This window comes from Corynebacterium sp. MSK073 (assembly GCF_030232085.1).
Classification (GTDB): Bacteria; Actinomycetota; Actinomycetes; order Mycobacteriales; family Mycobacteriaceae; genus Corynebacterium.
This window is the reverse complement of sequence record NZ_JASPIY010000008.1, coordinates 58,601-79,536: the sequence shown is the minus strand read 5'-3', so window position 1 is coordinate 79,536 and position 20,936 is coordinate 58,601. Positions and strand designations below refer to the sequence as shown.

The 20,936-nt window shown below is 62.9% G+C and carries 20 protein-coding genes; 8 read left to right on the top strand and 12 right to left on the bottom strand.

The genetic code is table 11. The annotated features are described in order from the left end of the window. The first annotated feature begins 136 nt into the window (after positions 1-136). Entirely contained in the window at positions 137-3,892 is a 3,756-nt protein-coding gene (locus QP970_RS07050; RefSeq protein WP_411697121.1) for a multifunctional oxoglutarate decarboxylase/oxoglutarate dehydrogenase thiamine pyrophosphate-binding subunit/dihydrolipoyllysine-residue succinyltransferase subunit, read from the top strand. 373 nt (positions 3,893-4,265) lie between these two features. Here QP970_RS07050 and QP970_RS07045 read toward each other — a convergent pair whose 3' ends face one another. Further along, positions 4,266-5,012: a hypothetical protein gene (locus QP970_RS07045; RefSeq protein ID WP_239267866.1), complete on the bottom strand. Its 747-nt coding sequence runs from the start codon at positions 5,010-5,012 to the stop codon at positions 4,266-4,268. A gap of 123 nt (positions 5,013-5,135) precedes the next feature. Here QP970_RS07045 and QP970_RS07040 point away from each other — a divergent pair, with 123 nt between their 5' ends. Next, positions 5,136-6,266 (top strand): Mrp/NBP35 family ATP-binding protein, encoded by a 1,131-nt coding sequence (locus tag QP970_RS07040; RefSeq protein WP_239267868.1) that lies wholly within the window; start codon positions 5,136-5,138, stop codon positions 6,264-6,266. A gap of 12 nt (positions 6,267-6,278) precedes the next feature. Here QP970_RS07040 and QP970_RS07035 read toward each other — a convergent pair whose 3' ends face one another. The 3 genes from QP970_RS07035 to sigE form a co-directional block, all read right to left on the bottom strand. After that, positions 6,279-6,812 carry a twin-arginine translocase TatA/TatE family subunit gene (locus QP970_RS07035; RefSeq protein WP_239267870.1) on the bottom strand — a complete coding sequence of 178 codons (534 nt, stop codon included), beginning with the start codon at positions 6,810-6,812 and terminating at the stop codon, positions 6,279-6,281. 21 nt (positions 6,813-6,833) lie between these two features. Next, positions 6,834-7,310, bottom strand: a complete 477-nt coding sequence (locus tag QP970_RS07030) for an anti-sigma factor family protein (RefSeq protein WP_239267872.1) — start codon at positions 7,308-7,310, stop codon at positions 6,834-6,836. 65 nt (positions 7,311-7,375) lie between these two features. Beyond that, positions 7,376-8,005, bottom strand: a complete 630-nt coding sequence (gene sigE, locus QP970_RS07025) for an RNA polymerase sigma factor SigE (protein ID WP_239267874.1) — start codon at positions 8,003-8,005, stop codon at positions 7,376-7,378. A 151-nt stretch (positions 8,006-8,156) separates the two neighbouring features. On the opposite strand from sigE, the gene QP970_RS07020 reads away from it, so the two are divergent. Both QP970_RS07020 and QP970_RS07015 read left to right on the top strand, forming a co-directional pair. Further along, on the top strand, positions 8,157-8,804 hold the full coding sequence (locus QP970_RS07020; RefSeq protein ID WP_239267876.1) for an O-methyltransferase: 648 nt from the start codon (positions 8,157-8,159) through the stop codon (positions 8,802-8,804). A gap of 190 nt (positions 8,805-8,994) precedes the next feature. Next, on the top strand, positions 8,995-10,437 hold the full coding sequence (locus QP970_RS07015) for a GH32 C-terminal domain-containing protein (protein WP_239267878.1): 1,443 nt from the start codon (positions 8,995-8,997) through the stop codon (positions 10,435-10,437). Between the two features lie 533 nt (positions 10,438-10,970). On the opposite strand, the gene QP970_RS07010 is transcribed toward QP970_RS07015, so the two are convergent. The 7 genes from QP970_RS07010 to dapE are packed head-to-tail and all read right to left on the bottom strand — an operon-like array spanning position 10,971 to position 15,736. Then, entirely contained in the window at positions 10,971-11,837 is an 867-nt protein-coding gene (locus QP970_RS07010) for a methyltransferase domain-containing protein (protein ID WP_239267880.1), read from the bottom strand. 9 nt (positions 11,838-11,846) lie between these two features. Beyond that, a complete protein-coding gene (locus QP970_RS07005; RefSeq protein WP_005280113.1) occupies positions 11,847-12,014 on the bottom strand; it encodes a DUF3117 domain-containing protein in 168 nt (55 codons plus the stop codon). Between the two features lie 11 nt (positions 12,015-12,025). Beyond that, complete coding sequence (locus tag QP970_RS07000; RefSeq protein WP_239267882.1) at positions 12,026-12,331, bottom strand: DivIVA domain-containing protein; 306 nt, start codon at positions 12,329-12,331, stop codon at positions 12,026-12,028. Between the two features lie 3 nt (positions 12,332-12,334). Continuing rightward, positions 12,335-13,057 carry a glucosyl-3-phosphoglycerate synthase gene (locus tag QP970_RS06995; protein WP_239267884.1) on the bottom strand — a complete coding sequence of 241 codons (723 nt, stop codon included), beginning with the start codon at positions 13,055-13,057 and terminating at the stop codon, positions 12,335-12,337. Further along, positions 13,054-13,866: a dihydropteroate synthase gene (gene folP, locus QP970_RS06990; RefSeq protein ID WP_239267984.1), complete on the bottom strand. Its 813-nt coding sequence runs from the start codon at positions 13,864-13,866 to the stop codon at positions 13,054-13,056. The genes QP970_RS06995 and folP overlap by 4 nt, the downstream gene beginning before the upstream one ends. A 14-nt stretch (positions 13,867-13,880) precedes the next feature. After that, positions 13,881-14,645: an LOG family protein gene (locus QP970_RS06985; RefSeq protein ID WP_239267886.1), complete on the bottom strand. Its 765-nt coding sequence runs from the start codon at positions 14,643-14,645 to the stop codon at positions 13,881-13,883. 2 nt (positions 14,646-14,647) lie between these two features. Next, complete coding sequence (gene dapE, locus QP970_RS06980; RefSeq protein WP_284869799.1) at positions 14,648-15,736, bottom strand: succinyl-diaminopimelate desuccinylase; 1,089 nt, start codon at positions 15,734-15,736, stop codon at positions 14,648-14,650. 88 nt (positions 15,737-15,824) lie between these two features. On the opposite strand from dapE, the gene QP970_RS06975 reads away from it, so the two are divergent. The 3 genes from QP970_RS06975 to QP970_RS06965 all read left to right on the top strand — a co-directional run bounded on the left by QP970_RS06975 (position 15,825) and on the right by QP970_RS06965 (position 19,623). Continuing rightward, on the top strand, positions 15,825-17,183 hold the full coding sequence (locus QP970_RS06975) for an amino acid permease (RefSeq protein WP_239275294.1): 1,359 nt from the start codon (positions 15,825-15,827) through the stop codon (positions 17,181-17,183). Between the two features lie 17 nt (positions 17,184-17,200). Next, positions 17,201-18,172: a 2,3,4,5-tetrahydropyridine-2,6-dicarboxylate N-succinyltransferase gene (gene dapD / locus QP970_RS06970; RefSeq protein WP_239267892.1), complete on the top strand. Its 972-nt coding sequence runs from the start codon at positions 17,201-17,203 to the stop codon at positions 18,170-18,172. A gap of 101 nt (positions 18,173-18,273) precedes the next feature. Next, positions 18,274-19,623, top strand: a complete 1,350-nt coding sequence (locus QP970_RS06965; RefSeq protein ID WP_350309408.1) for an amino acid permease — start codon at positions 18,274-18,276, stop codon at positions 19,621-19,623. Positions 19,624-19,768: 145 nt separating this feature from the next. On the opposite strand, the gene QP970_RS06960 is transcribed toward QP970_RS06965, so the two are convergent. Then, a complete protein-coding gene (locus QP970_RS06960) occupies positions 19,769-19,978 on the bottom strand; it encodes a hypothetical protein (RefSeq protein WP_284771517.1) in 210 nt (69 codons plus the stop codon). A 106-nt stretch (positions 19,979-20,084) separates the two neighbouring features. Here QP970_RS06960 and QP970_RS06955 point away from each other — a divergent pair, with 106 nt between their 5' ends. Beyond that, complete coding sequence (locus QP970_RS06955) at positions 20,085-20,930, top strand: type IV toxin-antitoxin system AbiEi family antitoxin domain-containing protein (protein WP_239267896.1); 846 nt, start codon at positions 20,085-20,087, stop codon at positions 20,928-20,930. Positions 20,931-20,936: the final 6 nt, after the last annotated feature.

The following is a 20,936-nucleotide window of genomic DNA, read 5'->3' as shown; positions in this document are numbered from 1 at the left end:
ACATAGTGAAGGTGAGGGATTGGCCCGTATCATATAGGCAGACACTTTGGCGGGTGAGAAATGCGCTCGTACAAAGTCCGGACTAAAGTCGAATAAACGACCATTTTAAAGCAGAGAAATGAGGCGAATACCTGCCGTGAGCACATCGAGCATCTTCGGCCCGAATGCGTGGCTGATAGACGAGCAGTTCCAGCAGTACTCCAAGGATCCTAGCTCCGTAGACAAGGAGTGGCGCGACTATTTCGAAGCAAACGGCGCGCCCAAGGCGCAGCCAGAAGCTGCGGCTCCTTCTCAAGCATCTAAGCCACAGCCAAAGAAGGCACAGGCAGAGTCTAAGTCCTCGGCCAAGAAGACCGAAGGCACTACCACCGCCCGCAAGCAAGAGGCCCGCGATACCAACGTGAAAGAGTCTGTATCTAGGGCCAAAGAAAAGTCCGCGAAGGCAAAGCATTCTGCGGGCAAGAATGCGCAGTCTCCGCTGGATAACCTAGAAGATTATAAGGGCGGCGACGAGCGCCAGCTCAAGGGCATGTTCAAGGCTATTGCTAAGAACATGGAAGAATCCCTTGAGATTCCTACCGCTACCACCGTGCGCGATATGCCGGTCAAGCTCATGTGGGAAAACCGCTCCATGATCAATGACCACCTGAAGCGCACCCGCGGTGGCAAGATCTCCTTTACCCACATTATTGGCTACGCCATGGTCAAGGCCGTACAGCTGCACCCTGGCATGAACGTGCGCTACGAGGAAAAGGACGGCAAACCCTTCGTCGTCCAGCCTGAGCACATCAACCTGGGCCTGGCAATCGACCTCCCGCAGAAGGATGGCTCCCGCGCCCTCGTGGTTGCCGCCATCAAAGAATGCGAGACCAAGTCCTTCGCTGAGTTCATTGAGGCTTACGAAGACATCGTTACCCGTTCCCGTAAGAACAAGCTCACCATGGATGACTTCTCAGGGGTCACCATTAACCTGACCAACCCGGGCGGCATCGGCACCCGCCACTCCATTGCCCGCCTGACCAAGGGCGCAGGCTCCATTATCGGCGTTGGTTCCATGGATTACCCGGCAGAGTTCGCCGGCGCCTCCGCTGACCGCCTGGCTGACCTCGGCGTCGGTCGCCTAGTCACGCTGACCTCCACCTACGACCACCGCGTCATCCAGGGTGCAGAGTCCGGCGAGTTCCTGCGCACCATCGGCAAGCTCATCGTTGATGACGCCTTCTGGGACGAGCTCTTCGAGTCCATGGGCGTTCCTTATGAGCCCTTCCGCTGGGCTCAGGACATCCCCAACTCTGGCGTGGACAAGAACACCCGCGTCATGCAGCTCATCGAGTCCTACCGCTCCCGCGGGCACTTGCTTGCCGATGTCAACCCGCTCGGCTGGTCCCAGCCCGGCCTGCCTAGCCCCGATCACCGCGACCTCGACATCGCTACGCACGGCCTGACCATCTGGGATCTGGACCGCGTCTTCAACGTCGGCGGCTTCGGTGGCAAGGAACAGATGACCTTGCGTGAGGTGCTCTCCCGCCTGCGCGCTGCTTATACCCTGAAGGTCGGTTCCGAATACACCCACATCTTGGACCGCGACGAGCGCAGCTGGATGCAGGACCGCCTCGAGGCCGGCATGCCAAAGCCGACCAATGCCGAGCAGAAGTACATCCTGCAGAAGGTCAACGCCGCCGAGGCATTCGAGAACTTCCTGCAGACCAAGTACGTGGGCCAAAAGCGCTTCTCCCTCGAGGGTGCCGAGACCCTCATCCCGCTGCTGGATTCCATCATCGACACCGCTGCGGGCCAGGGCCTCGACGAGGTCGTCATGGGCATGCCGCACCGTGGCCGCCTGAACGTGCTGTTCAATATCGTCGGCAAGCCGCTGGCAGATATCTTCGGCGAGTTCGACGGCAACTACAAGGGCGGCCAGCTCGGCGGCTCTGGTGACGTGAAGTACCACTTGGGCTCCGAGGGCGAGCACCTGCAGATGTTCGGCGATGGCGAAATCAAGGTCACCCTTGCCGCCAACCCGTCCCACCTCGAGGCCGTCGACCCAGTCATGGAGGGCATCGCCCGCGCCAAGCAGGACATCTTGGACAAGGGCAAGGACGGCTACTCCGTCGTTCCCGTCATGCTCCACGGCGATGCGTCCTTCACCGGCCTCGGCGTCGTGCAGGAGACCATCAACCTCTCCCAGCTGCGCGGCTTTACCAACGGCGGTACCGTCCACATCGTGGTCAACAACCAGGTGGGCTTTACCACCACCCCGGACTCCGGCCGCTCCACCCACTACGTCACCGACCTGGCCAAGGGCTTTGACTGCCCGGTCTTCCACGTCAACGGTGATGACCCAGAGGCCGTTGTCTGGGTAGGCCAGATGGCCGCAGAATACCGCCGCCAGTTTGGCAAGGACGTCTTCATTGACCTCGTGGTCTACCGCCTGCGCGGCCACAACGAGGCCGATGACCCATCCATGACCCAGCCGCAGCTGTACTCGGTCATCGAGAACCACGAGCCGGTGCGCGAGCACTATACCAACGAGCTCATCGGCCGTGGCGACTTGTCTGCTGAAGACGCCGAGGCAGCGGCGCGCGACTTCCACGACCAGATGGAGTCCGTGTTCACCGAGCACAAGGAAGCCGAGAAGGCCGGCCCGAAGGAACAGACCGGTATTACCTCCTCGCAGGAGCTCACCCACGGTCTGGATACCTCCATCACCGCTGAAGAGATGGTCGAGCTTGGCGATGCCTACGGCAACCCACCCGAGGACTTCGAGTACCACAAACGCGTGGCCAAGGTAGCCAAGGACCGTGCGAAGTCTGTCCGCGAAGGCGGCATCGACTGGGGCTGGGGCGAGCTGCTCGCCTTCGGTTCCCTGGCTAACCAGGGCAAGGTTGTGCGCCTGGCCGGCGAGGATTCCCGCCGCGGTACCTTTACCCAGCGCCACGCCGTGACCTTCGATCCCCGCAATAGCAACGAGTACAACCCGCTCAACTCCTTGGCCGTGTCCAAGGACAACGGCGGCAAGTTCATGGTCTACAACTCCGCGCTGACCGAGTTCGCCGGCATGGGCTTCGAATACGGCTACACCGTGGGTAACCCCGATGCCCTCGTGGCATGGGAGGCTCAGTTCGGCGACTTCGCCAACGGTGCCCAGACCATCATCGATGAGTACCTGTCTTCCGGTGAGGCCAAGTGGGGCCAGCTGTCCAGCCTGGTTCTCCTCCTGCCGCACGGCTACGAGGGCCAAGGCCCGGACCACTCCTCCGCCCGCATCGAGCGCTACCTGCAGCTGTGCGCGGAAGGTTCTATGACCGTGGCCCAGCCGTCCACCCCGGCTAACCACTTCCACTTGCTGCGCCGCCAGGCTTTGGGCGAGATGAAGCGTCCGTTGGTCGTCTTCACCCCGAAGTCCATGCTGCGCAACAAGGCCGCTACCTCCTCCGTTGAGGAGTTCACCGAGGTCAAGAAGTTCCGCTCCGTTATCAATGACCCCCACTTCGTGGACGTCAATAACAAGAAGGTCGGCGACACGGACAAGGTCAAGACCATCATGCTGGTCTCCGGCAAGCTCTATTGGGACTTGGAGAAGAAGCGCGAGGCCGACGGCCGCGATGACATCGCCATCGTCCGCGTGGAAATGCTCCACCCGATTCCGTTCAACCGCCTAAGCGAGGCATTCGAGATGTACCCGAACGCCACCCAGGTCCGGTTCGTACAGGATGAGCCCGCCAACCAGGGCCCATGGCCGTTCTACAACGAGCACCTGCGCGACCTCATTCCGGATATGCCGGAAATGGTCCGCGTCTCCCGCCGCGCCCAGTCCTCTACGGCTACGGGTAACGCCAAGGTACACCAGATTGAGCAGAAGAACCTGCTTGAAGAGGCCTTCGACGTTTAACCACGTGTAACCGCTGAAAAGGCACCTAGCGCGCTGCAGCGCTGAATGCCCCAGTGAGGTTATTTCCTCACTGGGGCATTTTCATGGTTTCTGCTGCCTTCTCCTCGGTCCTCCTACCTCGCCGCCGTTCCTGCTCTCCCTACCTTCAGCTCCCCTCCTTCGCCTCACACCGGTCACCTACTCGTCCTTCGCGCTCACCGGCGAGATGGTAGGGGCATCGACAAGCTGCGCCCGTGAGCGCGAAGGGCGGGGCGGTAGCTGATGGCGACGCCGGGCGCCCTTCGCGGTCACGGAGGGGGCGATCGCATGTTAAAGGGCGGCTGCCCGTGAGCGCGAAGGGCGGTAAGTGGGTAGCACGGACCGCGCCGCTTACTTAAGAACTGCTCAGATCCGAGCCACCGGAGGAGCCGGAGTCGCTTTCTTCATTGACAATGTCCAGTCCGGAGGCTTCCATCCATTCGTGGACGACCTTCTTCAGCTCTTCGCCATCCTCTAGAGCCTCCACCATGTCAGAGATGTCTTTTTGCGTGATGAATTTGGTGACCGCGGCGACGGATTTTTCTTCTTCGCGGTCAAAGAGGCTGTCGCTATAGATGACCACGAAGTTTTCTGGCAGCTCTGGTTGTGCATCCTCACAACCGTGAGCGCCGGATGGCTCGACGGTAGCAAGTTGGGTGGGCAAGGTAGACATGAGCGCGATATGGGTGCGGGCAAGAAAGTCTTCCCCGCCCGGCTCACTGTCTTCTTCTGCCTTTTTATATTCCGCCGAGATATCGCGCGCCTCACCGGGATTAAAGTGGCTTAAAAAGTTGCCGGTGCAGCCGACGTAAAAGTTGCCTTCCGGGTTTAGGGAACTGCCCTTGCCTCCATGTGTTTTGAAGGTTTCTTCTTCCTTCAGCTCGGCTGTGCGTCCTTCCTCCAAGAGCGACTGCCGGAATACCTCGCCCAAGATGAGCTGATCTGTTTCTGCAGGGTCAACGACGATCTGCACCTGTTCCGGCTCGGATTGTGCCGCAGCGGGACTGGTATCGACTTTGTCTGAACACCCAGCAAGCAATGCAGCGCCTACCACCGCGGTAACAGTAGCGCGGGCATATCGACGGGCGGGGCTGCGCTTCACTGAGTGTGCTCCTTCTGATTCTGCTAGGTCACCGATACAAACGGATGGATTTAAGTGTCCCACAGAGTCTACCGTGCAAGCGTGTTTACCTGAGGTAGCGCCGTGACTAAGATGGCAAGAGTTATGTCTAGCTCTATTACCGAATCAGTCGTACGCGAGGCTCTTTCCCACGTACAGGATCCAGAAATCGGCCGCCCCATCACCGAACTGAATATGGTGAAATCGGTCGATATCGAAGGAAACGACGTCACCGTTGGCGTTTATCTGACCATCGCGGGCTGCCCCATGAAGTCCACCATCGAGACCAATACCCGCGCCGCGGTCGAGGACATCGACGGCGTTGGCAAGGTTACCGTGACCATGGACGCGATGAGCGATGAGCAACGCCGCGAGCTGAAACAGAAGCTGCGCGGCGGCCAGGCCGAACCCGAGATTCCTTTTGCGAAGCCCGATTCGACGACCCGCGTCTTTGCGGTGGCGTCGGGTAAGGGTGGCGTCGGCAAGTCCTCGATGACCGTCAACCTAGCCGCCGCGCTGGCGGATAAGGGCCTGAAGGTGGGCATTGTCGATGCCGATATTTACGGCCACTCCGTGCCCAGCCTGCTCGGCTCGACCGACGGCCCCACCGTGCTTGATGATGAAATGCTGCTGCCTCCCATCTCCCACGGCATTAAGCACATCTCGATTGGGCAGTTCGTGGAGGGTAACGCGCCCGTCGTCTGGCGCGGACCTATGCTCCACCGCGCACTGCAGCAGTTCTTGGCGGACGTATTCTGGGGCGATCTCGATGTTCTCCTCCTCGACCTGCCTCCGGGTACCGGCGATGTCGCGCTGTCCGTTGCGCAGCTCATCCCGAATGCAGAGCTGCTCATCGTCACCACGCCGCAAGCAGCTGCGGCAGAAGTGGCCGAACGCGCCGGTTCCATCTCCCAGCAAACGCGCCAGCGGGTGGCCGGCGTGATTGAGAACATGAGCGCCATGGTCATGCCGGACGGCTCCACCATGGACGTCTTTGGTGAAGGCGGCGGCCAGATTGTTGCAGACCGCCTCGGCGTCATCCTGGGCCACGAGGTGCCACTGCTGGCCTCCGTGCCGCTGGATCCGGCCCTGCGCTCGAATAGCGATGCCGGCACACCCATCGTACTCGAGGCACCTGACTCCCCTGCCGCCAAGGAAATCAGGGCGGTGGCTGATCAGCTCGCCATCCGTTCCGATTCCCTCGTGGGCAAGAGCCTCAACTTGGGTGTGAACTAAGAGCGCGTTGTATTAGGTAACGTCGCTCCACTCAGAGCCGCCGCCGGTGGAATCTTCCCCACCGCGCTGCGGCTTTTGTTGTTGCTGGGGCGGCTGCTGCGCCGGCTGCTGGGTCGTTTCGGTGGTATCGCCATATACCTCGGCATAGTTAAAGGTGGGCCGGGTAGCACCACTGTTGTCCTGCGCGCGCTGTTCGGGTTCTTTCGGCGCGGTGCCGGATTTGATGTCTTCGGCCATCTTCTTGGGGTTGAAGTCGTCCCAGGCGGAATCATCGCCATCGAAAAGCGCCTTGGTAATAGCGCCTTTGGGGCCTAGCCGCGTCCACTGCGCCGCCTGATTGAGCGGGCCGCGGATATCATCGAATTCCGCGGAGATCGACCCCATTTCGCCATTGAGCTCGGCCTTCGCGTTGTTGATGGCCTTGCGGGCGGCATAGATGGCCGCGCGCACGTCCTTGATGACCTCCGGCATGCGCTCCGGGCCGATGATGACGATGCCGAGGAGGACAATGACAATAATCTCAGGCCAGCCAATGGAAGAAAACACGATTAAATCCTCGCCCTCCGTTTAGTTCTGCCCGCGCTGATTGTGTTTAATCGCGCGTACCACCGTCTCGACTTTATCCAGAAAATCCTGCTCCGGCCGGTGCGCCGGGGTCGACGCATCGGGCCCCGGCGCCACGCCCTCCGTAGCCATTCCCGCCAGCTTAGCCAATAAGGACTGCGGGGCCTTCACCGCGGAATCATCGCTGCAGTGACGTACCCACTCGGAGGCGTGGCGCTGGTGGTGCACGTCGGCGCGACACTCCGCGCAGTGTACTAGATGGATGCGCACGCGGTGCATGGCTTTGGGTTCCATCTCCCCATCGACGAAGGCAACGACGGCCTCTGGGCCAAGGTGACCGATGGAATCGCTGCGCCGCGCCCGCGCCTTTGCCTTATCCCGGGCCTTCGCCTGCGCGGGGGTGAACTCGCCCCGTACGCTGAGCCTGGAGAGGGTGCGGCGTCCTCGCAGTGAGTCCATCGACACCCTCCTCACGTTCATTCCACAGACGGATTACTCACACTTAAGTCCCCCTGCCACGCGGCAGGGGAGGTAATGATTCGATTCTAGCGCGTGCGCAGCAAGATGCGCGCTTCCGCATTGGTCTGTGCCTCTTTTTCCAGCGCCGCGCGCAGTTGGGAGCGGCCGCGGTGGATGCGCGAGCGCACCGTGCCCATCTTTACGCCGAGGGTCTCGGCGATTTCGTCGTAGCTCATGCCTTCGATATCACACAGAACCACGGCAACGCGGAAATCCGGCGCCAAGCTATCCAGCGCGGACTGCAGCACCGGGTCCAGGTTCGCCACGGTATAGGCCTGCTCCGGGGTCATATCCGTCCCCGGAACGCGCTCATAATCCTCTGGCAGGGACTCCATGCGAATCTTGGAGCGGTGGCGCACCATATCCAAAAAGAGGTTCGTAGTGATGCGGTGCAGCCAGCCGCCGAAGGTACCCGGTTGGTACTTATCCAAGGAGCGGAAAACACGCATGAAGGTCTCTTGGGTGAGATCCTCGGCATCCTGCTGGTCACCGGATAAACGGTAGGCTAGGCGGTACACGCCATCGGCATGCTCTGCCACCAATTCGGCCCACGAAGGCATCGTAGCTTCCCCAGCATCGAACGCCGCGGTACCGGTCAACTCCACGTTCGCATCGGTGGAGGCAACGGACTCGGCATCGCGCTTCGTTTCTGTCATGGGTGTCATTTTTCTATACTCGGCGCGGAAACTCCAGCTGCTGCGCTGATAATATCCTGTGAGTCCGTCACATACTTCCCACAGACCACAATTTCGCTGGCTAGGCGCGTTTTTGCCACCCTTGCGCGCAACTTTACCTATTGTCTTAATCGTGACTACTACCGCATATGACGCACTGCGCTCCTATATCGATTCCACCAGTGAGCCTTCGGCGGCTCTCCGCGGCGCCCGCGACCACGCCGAGGAATACGGCCTGCCCGTCCCGGATGAATCCACCGGCCAGCTTCTCACGACGCTGACGGCGACGTCTTCCGGTGTGGTAGACCGCCCCCAGGCCGTGGCGATTACCCCCGCCGCCTCCGTCGTGGGCCTCTACCTGTTCGCGGGCATGCCGGATAACGGCATCCTCACGTGCATCGACCCTGAGGCCGAGCATCAGCGCAGCGCCAAGGCCGCCTTCCGCGAGGCCGGCTACGCCCCCACCCGCGGTCGCTTCCTTCCCTCGCGCCCCCTCGACGTGCTCGGACGCCTGGCTACCGAGGCCTACCAGATCATTTACGCGGACGTCGCTGCCCTCGACCTCCCTGCCCTCATCAAGGCGGCCTGGCCCCTGCTGCACCAGCACGGCACGCTGGTGCTTGCCAATGCGCTTCTCGATGGCACCGTTGCCGACACCTCCCGCACCGACCGCGATACCGCCGCCGCGCGCGAAGCCGATGAATACCTCCGCGAGCTCGAAGGCGCCACCGTGACCCGGCTCCCACTGGGATCGGGGCTGACATTGGTGACGAAGCTTTAAGGGAGCATCGGCAAGCAAGGGCCCCTGCACGCGCTAAAAGATATCCGTATTCTGGGTGTACATGACAGCCGGACACTGGCCCATAAAGTTCGCGAAAGCACCGCGTGGCAGGTCAACGAGTTTCCTCCCCGGCGTAGCTGCCACCCCAACCCAAGCTTGTAACCCGCACCTGATTTAAGAGAGGAATGCCGTGACGACTCACCGCCCCGAACTCCACTTCATCCCCGATGCCGGCATCCTAGACGCGCCCGCCGGCGTCCTTCGTGATGGCGATACATGGCACATGTTCTACCAGTACCGCCCCACTCCCGATGCCCCGGCCCGCTGGGGACACACGTACTCGGAGGAAGTACCGTTTAACTGGCTGGACTGCGATGACGTCCTCGCGCCCGTCGGCGGCGAGCTCGCCCTCCGCGCGGGTTCCGTGGCCCAAGGTGAGGACGCCATCAACCTCTATTTCACCTCTGTGACCGCGACCGGCACCTCCATTCGCCTCGCGCGCTATTCCGGCATCGACGATGTCTGCGAGGTCTCCGATGACTCCTCAGCCCTCGACCCCAACGTCGTGCGCTTTGGCGAGGTGGCCGGCAATACCACCGACCACACCCGTTTCCGCTCGCCTTCCGTCGTGCCCGATTGGGCCACCGATGACCGCGAAGACGGCCACATGGGTTGGCTCATGCTGGCGCTATCCGGCCGCACCGAAACCCCGCAGCCGGTCATTCTAGAAAGCCACGACGGCATCTCATGGTCCCTGCGCGGCAGCCTCACCTTCGAGGGTGACCCAGGCTTCCTCGACGGCGAGGTGCCCGCCGATTCCCCCATTCCCCCAGTGGTTTCCCCGCGCATCGTGCGCCTGCGCGATGAAATCGACGAGGAAATCTACGACGTGCTTTTCGTCACCCTCGAGCGCGACGGCCGCGATGTCTCCGGCTACCTCGTGGGCCAGCTGGAAGATACCACCTTCACGGTGGTCTCCGGTTTCCGCCGCGTGGACTTCGGCCACGATTTCTCCCGCCCGCGCAATACCAACGCCACCGCAGGCACGATTCCTGAAGAAAGCCGCTACGAGCGCGCCGTCATCCTCGGCCTGCTCAACGGCAACGGCCGCGGCGATGACGCCACCCAGCACGCCTCTTGGGATGCCGAAGGCTGGTCGAATGCCCTCTCCCTGCCGCGCCAGGTCACGCTCGAGGGCGGCGTCTTGTACCAGGCACCGGCCACCGGCCTGCCCGAGGCGGTCAAGCTTTCGGATTACGCGCGCTCCTGGACCGGCGTCATGGAGGTTCCCACCGGCTCCAGCGTCACCATCACCCTTCGCGATGGCAACGGCAACCCCGCCGCCACCATCTGCCACTCCGGCGAGGAAATCAGCCTCGATCGTTCCATGAACAAGGCCTTCGATCACTTCTTCGCCGATTCCGCTCCCGCCACCGCCACGCTTGCCGATGGCGACTCCGACACCCTCACCATCATCCAAGACGGCTCCACGGTGGAGGTCTTCGTCGACGGCGGCCTCATCGCCATGGCCTCCCGCGTCTATTTCGACGGCGGCTGCTCCGGCATGGATGTCGAGACCACCGGCGACGCAGTCATCGAACAAGACTGGCAGCGCTCCGGTTCCAAGCTCTAATACTGCTACCCTCCCCCTGCCGCCACGCGCCTTTTGGCCAGCCTCTCGCCACCCGCCTTTCGGCGCCCGCCCTTCGCGCTCACCGGCGAGGCGTCGCGACATCGGCAAGCAGCTCCCCGTGAGCACCAAAGGAGGCAACGGTGGCTGGCTGACTCCACACCCACCCTTCGCGCTCACCGGCGAGCGACTCCGGCCATCAGAATGTGCTTGCCGTGAGCGCGAAGGGCGAGTATTCCTTCCATCTGTCCCTAGGACCGACCGCACGAGTCAAATGATGCCGTCCTTAGCCGCATTCTGCACCCTCGTTTTCCGTCAGCCACCGCCCTGCCGATGCCACCAGCTCTTCGCGCTCACGGGCAAGGTGGAGGGGTATCGGCAAGCTGTTCCCTGTGAGCGCCAAGGGAGGGTACGGTGACTGGCCTATTCCACACCCGCCCTTTGCGCTCACCGGAAACACAAATGAACCGCCCCGGGCGCTGCTGGTGAGCGCGAAGGGCGGTATGTATGCCGAAGGCGAGGTGAACCTGCGTTTATTAAACCGCGCGGAGGCGGTCTAGGCGAGCGCGGGCGGTGACCGTCAGCGTGGGAGGAAGGGCGGCCATTCGCTCGGCGAGCTCATCGGCGCTGATGTGGCGGGCGGACGGGCTCATTCCTACCTGTGCGGCGATGGCCGCTTTATCCAGGTGAATGGGGAAGGAAATATCGACCGGGTCGGCCGCTTGCTCGAGGTGGCCTTCTGCCTGCTCATACATGCGCTCGACCTTGCCCTCTTCCACGCCGAGGATGCCGAGGGGTTCGCGCAGCTCATCGAGGTGCCCCGCGCCCGGGGTCAGAACGATGACCTGGCCGCCGGGGGCGAGGACGCGCTGGAATTCGGATGGGTTGCGCGGGGCGAAGACCACGGAAATCGCGTCGATGGATTCATCGCGGATGGGAAGTTGCTGCCAGACATCGGCAACCACGGCACCCACGCGTGGGTGGCACTTAGCCAAGTGCTTGGCCGCATGCGGGGAAATATCGAGGCCGACGCCGCGCGCGCCGTCGATGGAGTCAAGCGTGTGGGCCAGATAGTAGCCGGTTCCGGCGCCGACCTCGAGAAGCGAGGCGGGCGTAGAGGCAGACAGCGAGCTGGCATCGAGCGCGTCTTGTACTGCGCCGGTCACAGACTCAACGAACGGCGCGAAATGGCCGGTGGCTAGGTACGCTTCGCGGGCGTTGACCATATCCATGTCATCGCCCTTGTGCTTCAGGCCAGCACCGGCCGCTAAGGTCACATACCCTTGCTTGGCCACATCAAAGGAATGGCCGGATTCCGAAACGAGGCGGGAAAAATCATCGGCGCCGGAAAGCGCCGTGCCGTCGTTTGGATCGGCCAGAATGTCGACGATATGAGAAAGCATGTATCCAGACTAGCTAGAAACCTCGGTCAACAAAGAACCGAGCTCCGCGGCCTCTTCTTTGTTCAGCTCGATAACGATGCGCCCGCCGCCGTCGGATGGGATGCGCATGACGATCTTGCGGGATTCCACCACCGCTTCCATTTCGCCGCCAGTGGTACGTGGCTTCATTGCTGCCATAGTTGGGCTCCTTAACTTTCTTCGTTTCTTTCCAGCTTAGTCCCTTTTTGCCCGCTTTTCCGCGCGGCCGCTAATTCCAGCTCCAGTTGCGCGAGCAGATCATCAACCTGATCTTGGCGGTACCCACGCGGCACGACCTCGAATTGCACGTCCTCAAAACGGCCCTGAGCTGCGGCGGCGCGGTTATTTTCCAGCACCTTCTGCGGCTCATCGGGCGGGTCCATCACGGTCCCGGGGCCAAAAATCGAACCCCACAGCCACGTTCCGATCACAATGAACGCAATGAGCACCACGATGAGCACAATCCAGGACAGCATGACTTAAATCCTACCTAGCAGCGGTGGGCGCTGAGCAATCGGCGCACTCACCCCGGCGCGCGAGAGCAGCGTGCGCGCCACGATATCCGCCATCGGCGCGAGCTCATCAAGCGGCCGATTGCGGTGGACACGAGTGCCTAGGTCGACTTCTGTCAGCCCGCCGCGCTTGCCGATGTCCACCAGCAGCCCCGCTTCCACCCCATAGCCCTCCACGAAGGGCACTTCTAGCGCGGCAGAGCGGCGAAGCGCGTACTCGCCGCCCAGAGGCTGATCGATGTGGGCTAGCTCCGGGAAGAATTGCCGGATGAGCGGCTTTGCAGTCAATTCGGTCACGCGCCCGCCGCCGGTGGGTTGGCCATTGAGACTACGGCGATAGCGGGCCTTGACCATGTTCACACCCGGATCCTTAAAGGGCGCCGCGAGCGCTGTGACCATGCCGGGCGCGGCGGATTCTAGATCGGCGTCAATAAAGACGACGATGTCCCCGCGCGCGGCGGCGACCCCGCGCCACAGGGATTCCCCCTTGCCGGGGCGCGGCGGTTCGGGCAGGATATCGCGCCAATTGCGCACGTCGGCACCGGCTGCGCGCGCCACTGCGGCGGTGTCGTCGGTGGAATCGGCGTCGATGACGAGCACTTCGAGGGGGTCATCGGCAAGGCAGGCGCGGATAACGCCGGCCACGGTGGGCTCCTCGTTGAGGGCGGGGATGATGACGGAAACGCTCATGCGAGTCCACGGGTGGTGTCAAGGGGCGCGGCCGTGCCCTGGATGGCGGCGGTCATGCGGATGACGTCTATGGTTTCAGCAACCTCGTGGACGCGGAAGGCGGCCACCCCGTGCGCTGCGGCCCAGGCGGTGGCGGCGAGCGTTCCAGCGACGCGATCTCCTACCCCGCGCGCGAGGGTCTCACCCACGAAGTCCTTATTGGATAGCGCCATGAGCACGGGCCAGCCGGTGTCGACGATCTCATCAATGCGCCGCAAAAGTTCTAGGCCGTGATAGGTGTTTTTACCAAAGTCATGCGTGGGATCGATGAAGGTGAGATCTTCCGGGCAGCCAAGCCCCGCAGCCTTTTCTGCCAGGGCGGTGGTCTCAGCAATGACATCGGCAACGACGTCATCAAAGTGCACGCGGTGTGGGCGGGTGCGCGGGGTAATCCCGCCGGTATGCGAGCACACGTAGCCTACGCGGTGGTGGCCGGCGACCTCGATAAGCTGCGGATCCCAGCCGGCCCAGGTGTCATTGACCAGCCCGGCCCCGGCGGCGATGGCGGCCTCGGCGACCTCGCTGCGCCAGGTGTCCACGGAAATGAGTACCTCTGAGTGGCGCTCGTGCACGCGGGCAATGGTGGGCACGACGCGGTCGATTTCCTCCGCGCTATCCACCTCCTCGCCCGGTCCGGCCTTGACCCCGCCGATATCGATGATGGAGGCTCCCGCCGCAATGGCCTCATCGCAGCGCTTGAGGGCGGGGTCCATGTCAAAGGTGGCCCCCTTGTCATAAAAGGAATCCGGGGTGCGATTGACTATCGCCATCACGCGCGCGAGGCTCAACGCGGCTCCCTAATGCGCTTATCGCTCATCACCTTGTGGCGCTCGATGATGTGGGCGACGGCCTCATCGGGGTCATCGGTAAGCAGGAAAAGCTCTTGGTCATCTTCGTTGATGTACCCGCCAGCGGCGAGGGTATTTTTCATCCACTCCAGCAGGCCAGACCAATAATCGGTGCCCATGAGCACGATGGGATAGTTGGTGACCTTACCGGTCTGAACCATGCAGAGAACCTCGAAGAACTCATCCATGGTGCCCATGCCGCCGGGCAGGCAGACGAAGGCCTGGGAGTACTTCAAGAACATGGTCTTGCGGGCAAAGAAGTAGCGGAAGTTCAGGCCCAAGTCCACGTACTCGTTGAGGCCCTGCTCGTGCGGCAATTCGATGCCGAGTCCCACCGAGAGGCCATCGCCCTCGTGCGCGCCCTTATTCGCGGCCTCCATGATGCCGGGGCCGCCGCCGGTGATGACGGCGTAGGCGCACTCGGCGAGCTTGCGGCCGAGTTCTTCGGCCATCTGATAGCTCGCATCCTCAGGCTTGGTGCGCGCGGAGCCAAAGACCGTCACTGCCTTGGGCAGCTTGGCCAGCGCATCGAAGCCGGCGACGAATTCGCCTTGGATGCGCAGCACGCGCCACGGATCGGCATGCTGCCATTCGTGGTCCGCGCCGGATTCCAACAGGCGCTGGTCAAAGGTGGAGCCTTGTTCTCCTTCGCTGCGCAGCAAGAGCGGGCCGCGCAGGGTACGCATGTGGTCAGGGGTCATTTTTATCCCTTCAAGTAATTAAGCAGAGCGGTAGAAACTTCGGTGATTTGCGCCGTGGGCACCTGCTCGTCCTTCTTATGCGCAAAGCCCGGATCGCCGGGGCCAAAATTCACGGCCGAAATGCCCATCTCAGCAAAGCGCGAGACATCGGTCCAGCCGAACTTGGCGCGGACGTTGCCACCGACGGCATCGACAAGCGCACGCGCCGCAGGCTGCCCCAGGCCAGGCAGGGCGGCGCCAGCAATGTCGTCGATCTCGATGGTGACGTCCTCATGCTTGCCGATGACCCCCTTCATGTACTCCAGTGCCTCCTCCGTGCTGCGGTCCGGGGCGAAGCGGAAGTTGACGAACATCCAGGCCTCGTCCGGCAGGGTATTGGTGGCCACGCCGGCCTCGAGGTGGACGATGTTCAGCCCCTCGTGGTAGGTGCAGCCATCGATGGTGACCTCGCGCGGCTCGTAGTCCACAATGCGCGTCATGACGGGGGCAAGCTTGTGCGCGGCGTTGGAGCCGAGCCACGCGCGGGCCGAGTGCGCGCGGGTGCCATGCGCCGTCACGCGCAGGCGAATCGTGCCCTGGCAGCCGGCCTCGACCATGGCGCCGGAGGGCTCACCCAGGAGCGCGAAATCGCCCTGCAACCACTCGGGGTGGTCCTTTTGCAAGTGGCCCAGCCCATTAAATTCAGTGGATACCTCTTCGCCCTCATAAGCGATGACGGTCAGGTCGTGCTGAAGCTCTTCCGATTCATGCAGGTGAGCAAAGGCGTTGAGGTATACCGCCATGCCGGATTTCATGTCCACAGTGCCGCAGCCGAACATGATCTCGGCGCCATCTTCGGCGGTGTCCATGCAATGCGGTACGTTATCTGCCAATGGAACGGTATCGATGTGGCCTGCAAGAACCACGCGGGAATCCATCCCGCGGTTCGTGCGCGCGCACACGGTATTGCCAAAGCGGGCGACCTCCACGTTGAGACCACGCAGGGCTTCTTCCACCGCATCCGCGATGGCCTCCTCGTGGTGGGAGGGGCTCGGGATATCGACGAGCGCCTTGGTCACTTCAATGGGGTCGGCATATAGATCTAAAGTCACAAGCCGCCATGGTAGCGCCCCGCTGGGTCCGTTGCATTGTGTAATGTTCACTTCACTGCAAAAAATAACCTCTCACAAGGTGGTAATTATGGCCGAAGCCACACAATTGAAATCGCGACACCTCACCATGATGGGCCTTGGCTCCGCGGTGGGTGCCGGTCTCTTCTTGGGCGTCGGATTGGGAATCCAAATCTCCGGCACCTCGGTGCTCATCTCTTATGCCGTCGCCGGCGTCCTCATCGCGCTCATCATGTGGATGCTCGGGGAAATAGCCGCGGCGCGTCCCTCCCTGGGTTCCTTTTCCACCTACGCCGGCCAAGCTTTCGGCCACTGGGCGCGCTTTACGATGGGCTGGATCTACTGGTTCATGCTCATCATGGTCATGGGTGCCGAGATCACGGGCGCCGCCGCGATCATCGGCAGTTGGTTCGATATCGCCCCGTGGATTCCCGCGCTCATCGCGGTGGCCTTTTTCGCCGTGGTGAATTTCGCCGCCGTCCGCGGTTTCGGTGAATTCGAGTTCTGGTTCGCCATCATCAAGGTCGCCGTCATCCTCGCCTTCCTCGTCGTCGGCATCCTCATGGCACTCGGCATCCTGCCCGGCATGGATCTCTCCCGCGCCGGCACCAACTTCACCGATAACTTCCTGCCCAATGGCATGCCGGGCTTCGCCGCGGGGCTGCTCGCCGTGGCCTTCGCCTTCGGCGGCATCGAGCTGGTCACCATCGCCGCCGCCGAGTCGGAGGACCCCGCCCGCAACGTGGCTACCGCAGTGCGCGCCATCATCGTGCGCATCATGATCTTCTACATCGGCTCCATCGTGGTCATCACCATGGCCCTGCCATTTAGCCAGATTCAAGATGCCGATGCCGCCGCCGATTCGCCGTTTACCTTGGTGCTCGAGGCCGCCAAGATTCCTTTCGCCGCAGGCTTCATGGAGGCCATCATCGCGCTGGCCCTGTTGTCCGCCTTTAACGCCCAAATTTACGCCACCTCCCGCTTGGTCTTTGACATGGCCAAGGACCACTGCGCGCCCAAGTTCTTCCTCAAGACCAACCACTCCGGCTCCCCCATCAACGCCGTCATCTTGTCCATGATCTTCGCCTTCGCCTCGGTGGGCCTCCAATTCTGGAACCCGCCGGGACTGCTGGCCTTCCTCTTCAACGCCGTCGGTGGCTGCCTCTTGGTTGTGTGGGCGTTTATCGTCGCCTCCTTCCTCAAGCTTCACCCGCAGTTGAAAGCAAACGGCGAGCTCACGGATATCCGCGTGCCCGGCTACCCCTGGTTGCCGTGGGCGACCGCCGCCGCGCTGGCCGCGCTGACCATCTTCATGCTCTTTGATCCCTCCGCCCGCAACCAAGTCATCGCCGTCATCATCCTCTTTGCCGCACTCGTCGCCTTGTCCTTTGTGGTTCCCGCGGGCAAGCGCGAACAAGTACGACAGTAATTGCTAAGCTAGCCACCATGACTTCTGCATCCGCACGTGGCCTGGCAACCATTACCCACGACGGCACCGTCTTGGACGTTTGGTTCCCAGCAGTTCATACCGATAAGCAAGTAGAGACCACCGGCACGACGCGTTTGGAGGAGACTCCGCAGCAGTTCTCCGCCCTCGTCGGCCCCGATGAGGAGCGCGGCGTGGCCCGCGTGGCGGTGGAAACCTCCATCGCTGACCTCGACGAGGCCCCGACCGATACCTACGACGCCTACCTGCGCCTCCACCTGCTCTCCCACCGTGAGGTAAAGCCGCACGGCCTCAACATGGACGGCATCTTCCGCCACCTCAATAACGTGGTGTGGACCAACTACGGCCCCTGCGCCGTGTCCGATTTCCAGATGGTGCGCGGCCGCCTCGCCTCCCGCGGCCCCGTCGTGGTCTACTCCGTGGATAAGTTCCCCCGCATGGTGGACTACGTTGTCCCCTCCGGTGTGCGCATCGGTGACGCCGACCGCGTCCGCTTAGGCGCCCACCTCGCAGAGGGCACCACGGTCATGCACGAGGGCTTCGTCAACTTCAACGCCGGTACCCTGGGCGCTTCCATGGTGGAAGGTCGCATTTCCGCGGGCGTCGTCGTGGGCGATGGCTCCGATATCGGCGGCGGCGCCTCCATCATGGGCACCCTGTCCGGCGGCGGCAAGGAAGTGATTTCCATCGGCGAGCGCTGCCTGCTCGGCGCTAACTCGGGCATCGGCATTTCGCTTGGCGATGACGCCGTTATCGAAGCCGGCCTCTATGTCACCGCCGGCACCAAGGTCGCCGTCTTTGGCAAGGTGGCTGAGGCCCTGGGCGTCGGCAATGGCGAGGCCGTCAAGGGCTCCCAGCTCTCTGGTGCCTCCGGCCTGCTGCTGCGCCGCAATTCCGTCTCTGGTGCCGTCGAGGCCGTGGAGTGGAATGCCGAGGCCGTCGCGCTGAACGAGGACCTCCACAAGAATTAACGCCACCCCAATTCCCGTGCCCTGCGGCCGAGAAATACCATGGAGAAGTGTCTGATAACTCTTCTGCCCTTGGTTCTGGCCTGAAGGTCCGCCACCTGACCATGATGGGGCTTGGCTCCACCATTGGCGCCGGTCTCTTCCTTGGCACGGGCGTCGGCATTTCCGCCGCTGGCCCAGCGGTGATCATCGCCTACGCGATCGCCGGCTTCCTCGCCATCCTCGTGATGCAAATGCTCGGAGAGATGGGAACAGTCATCCCCGCCTCCGGCTCCTTTTCCGAATACGCCGAGCACGGCATCGGCCGCTGGGCGGGCTTTACCCAAGGGTGGATCTACTGGTGCGCCACCGTCGCCGTCCTCGGCGCCGAAATCACCGGCGCCGCGGGCTTCATCGGCTCGTGGTTCGACGTCCCGCCCTGGATCCCCGCCGCCATCTGCGTCGCCGTCTTCGGCCTCGTCAACCTGCTGCGCGTGCGCACCTTCGGCGAGTTCGAGTACTGGTTCGCGCTCATCAAGGTCGTCGTCATCATCGCCTTCCTCATCATCGGCGTCCTCCTCATCTTCGGCCTCCTGCCCGGCCACACCTTCGTGGGCACATCCGTCTTCCTTGCCGATGGCTTCATGCCCAACGGCCTCGGCGGCGTCGCCGCCGGCTTGCTCGCCGTCGCCTTCGCCTTCGGCGGCATCGAGGTCGTCGCCATCGCCTCCGCCGAATCCGAGGATCCCGAAAAGTCCCTCGTCAACGCCGTGCGCTCCACCATCCTGCGCATCTCTGTGTTCTACTTGGGCTCCGTCCTCGTCATCACGTTCCTGCTTCCCTATTCCAGCCTGGACGCCGCCTCCACCGCCGCCGAATCGCCCTTTACCATGGTCCTCGACCGCGCCGGCATCCCCGGCGCAGCCGGCATCCCCGGCGCAGCCGGCATCATGGAGGTCATCATCGTCCTCGCGCTGCTATCCGCCTTCAACGCGCAAATCTTCGCCTCCTCCCGCATGATGCACTCGCTCGCCTCCCGCGGCGAGGCCCCGCGCATCTTCGCCGCCACCAATACCGAGGGCGTGCCCACTACCGCCATCGCCTTATCCGTCGCACTGTCCGCGCTCATGGTCGTCCTCAACTACGCCGATACCGGCTGGTTGCTCACCTTCATGCTCAACGCCGCCGGCGCCTCCCTGCTCATCGTGTGGGTCTTCATCGCAGTCAGCCAGCTGCGCCTGCGCCGCCAACTCGAGGCCCTGCATCCCCTCCCCATCCGCATGTGGGCCTTCCCCTACCTCACCTGGTTCGCCCTCGCCCTCTTCGCGGCCATCGCGGTGCTCATGCTTACCGATGCCACCGCCCGCACCCAACTCCTCTCCGCTGCCGCCATGTTCACGGTGCTCGCCATCGCGGGTGTGCTCAATTCCAAGGTTCGCGGCATCGACCCGACCTCCACGCTCCCGCTGACCTAGCGGCCGCTCCCCGCCTCCGGCCCACCATCACTGCCTCACACCCCGTTACCCCGCCCGCACGCCCTACCGCTGACACCCGTCCCTGCCCTCACGCCCCATTACCCCGCCCTTCGCGCTCACCAGCGCTGGGCGGGGCACTGCGTTTTCACCTCCCGGTGAGCGCGACGGGTGTGGGACCGCCCCTCGCGGTCACGGGGATGAGGAAATGGACATCGGAAAGCGTGGGCGTGAGCGCAAAGGGCGGGCTGGGACCACACTCGCCCTTCGCGCTCACCAGGGGACGCTCCAGCGCATCTAAGTGGCCCCCGGTGAGCGCGAAGGGGACGTCGAGGGAGGCATGGAGGGAGTTATCCACAGGGCGGCGACGAAAATGGACCGTGGGACCGTGAAATGGGACGGTTATCCACAGGCTGGCGAAAGCCGTATGGACGGGGAGGCGGCTGCTTCTTTAGGTTGAAGCCATGGGGGCATGGACGACTGCGCAGTTGCGCGAGCAGGGGCTGGGCAAGGACGCGATTCGCCGGCGGGTGCGCGCGGGCAAGCTGCACCGCGTTCACCGGGGAATTTATACCGACGAGTGGTCGCCGCTGGCGGTGGCGAAGGCGCTAGTGCATGGGCTGAGCCGCATTCATTTTACGGGGAAGACCGCGCAGGAGATTCACCTTGACCGGCCGCTGACCTTTCCGCTGGAAGCGGAGGGGCCGCGGACGCTGAGGGGCAAGAATTTCCGTGTCTCGCATTCCCGGCTCAAGGCAACGAGCCTGGTCAAGGGGCTGCCGGTAGTGCAGGTCCTGTGGGCCGCTCGGAAGATTGCTAGGGCCTGTAGCCCGCTGCTGGAGGAGTTTTATCGCGGAGAGAAGGGGCCCGGCCGGCTGGAGCGGGACCGCAAGCGAATGGGCCGGACACCGCGCGCGTTGAAGGAGACGATTCGGATTTCGGCCATCGGCGCGGATAGCCCGCCGGAGCGAAAAGTCAGCCGCGCGCTGCGCGCAGAAGGCATTTTCCCTGTTCACAACGCCCTGGTGTGTGGGTACCGGTTCGACCTATTGATGGGCAAGCTCATCGTGGAAATCGACGGCTGGACCTACCACAGCCACAGCGTCGCGTTTCAGGCCGACCGCTCCAAGCAGAACGCCGCAACCGCGCACGGGTACACGGTTTTGCGCTTTACTGCCGATGACGTCACGCACCACCTTGACCAAGTCATTCTCCTCATCAAAGCCACCCGTGACCTGCTCAAAGGCCGCAAGCCACAGCTGCCTATATCCGCCACCCAGCCATATTGGCGCTGGCATCTGTGCGTCTAACCCTTG

Excerpts from the sequence above, each read along its gene's own strand:
- QP970_RS07040 (WP_239267868.1), top strand. The coding sequence starts at position 5,136 with ATGTCTAGCTCTATTACCGAATCAGTCGTACGCGAGGCTCTTTCCCAC.
- QP970_RS07030 (WP_239267872.1), bottom strand. The coding sequence starts at position 7,310 with ATGAACGTGAGGAGGGTGTCGATGGACTCACTGCGAGGACGCCGCACC.
- sigE (WP_239267874.1), bottom strand. The coding sequence starts at position 8,005 with ATGACAGAAACGAAGCGCGATGCCGAGTCCGTTGCCTCCACCGATGCG.
- QP970_RS07010 (WP_239267880.1), bottom strand. The coding sequence starts at position 11,837 with ATGCTTTCTCATATCGTCGACATTCTGGCCGATCCAAACGACGGCACG.
- QP970_RS07005 (WP_005280113.1), bottom strand. The coding sequence starts at position 12,014 with ATGGCAGCAATGAAGCCACGTACCACTGGCGGCGAAATGGAAGCGGTG.
- QP970_RS07000 (WP_239267882.1), bottom strand. The coding sequence starts at position 12,331 with ATGCTGTCCTGGATTGTGCTCATCGTGGTGCTCATTGCGTTCATTGTG.
- QP970_RS06995 (WP_239267884.1), bottom strand. The coding sequence starts at position 13,057 with ATGAGCGTTTCCGTCATCATCCCCGCCCTCAACGAGGAGCCCACCGTG.
- folP (WP_239267984.1), bottom strand. The coding sequence starts at position 13,866 with ATGGCGATAGTCAATCGCACCCCGGATTCCTTTTATGACAAGGGGGCC.
- QP970_RS06985 (WP_239267886.1), bottom strand. The coding sequence starts at position 14,645 with ATGACCCCTGACCACATGCGTACCCTGCGCGGCCCGCTCTTGCTGCGC.
- QP970_RS06975 (WP_239275294.1), top strand. The coding sequence starts at position 15,825 with ATGGCCGAAGCCACACAATTGAAATCGCGACACCTCACCATGATGGGC.
- dapD (WP_239267892.1), top strand. The coding sequence starts at position 17,201 with ATGACTTCTGCATCCGCACGTGGCCTGGCAACCATTACCCACGACGGC.
- QP970_RS06965 (WP_350309408.1), top strand. The coding sequence starts at position 18,274 with ATGATGGGGCTTGGCTCCACCATTGGCGCCGGTCTCTTCCTTGGCACG.
- QP970_RS06955 (WP_239267896.1), top strand. The coding sequence starts at position 20,085 with ATGGGGGCATGGACGACTGCGCAGTTGCGCGAGCAGGGGCTGGGCAAG.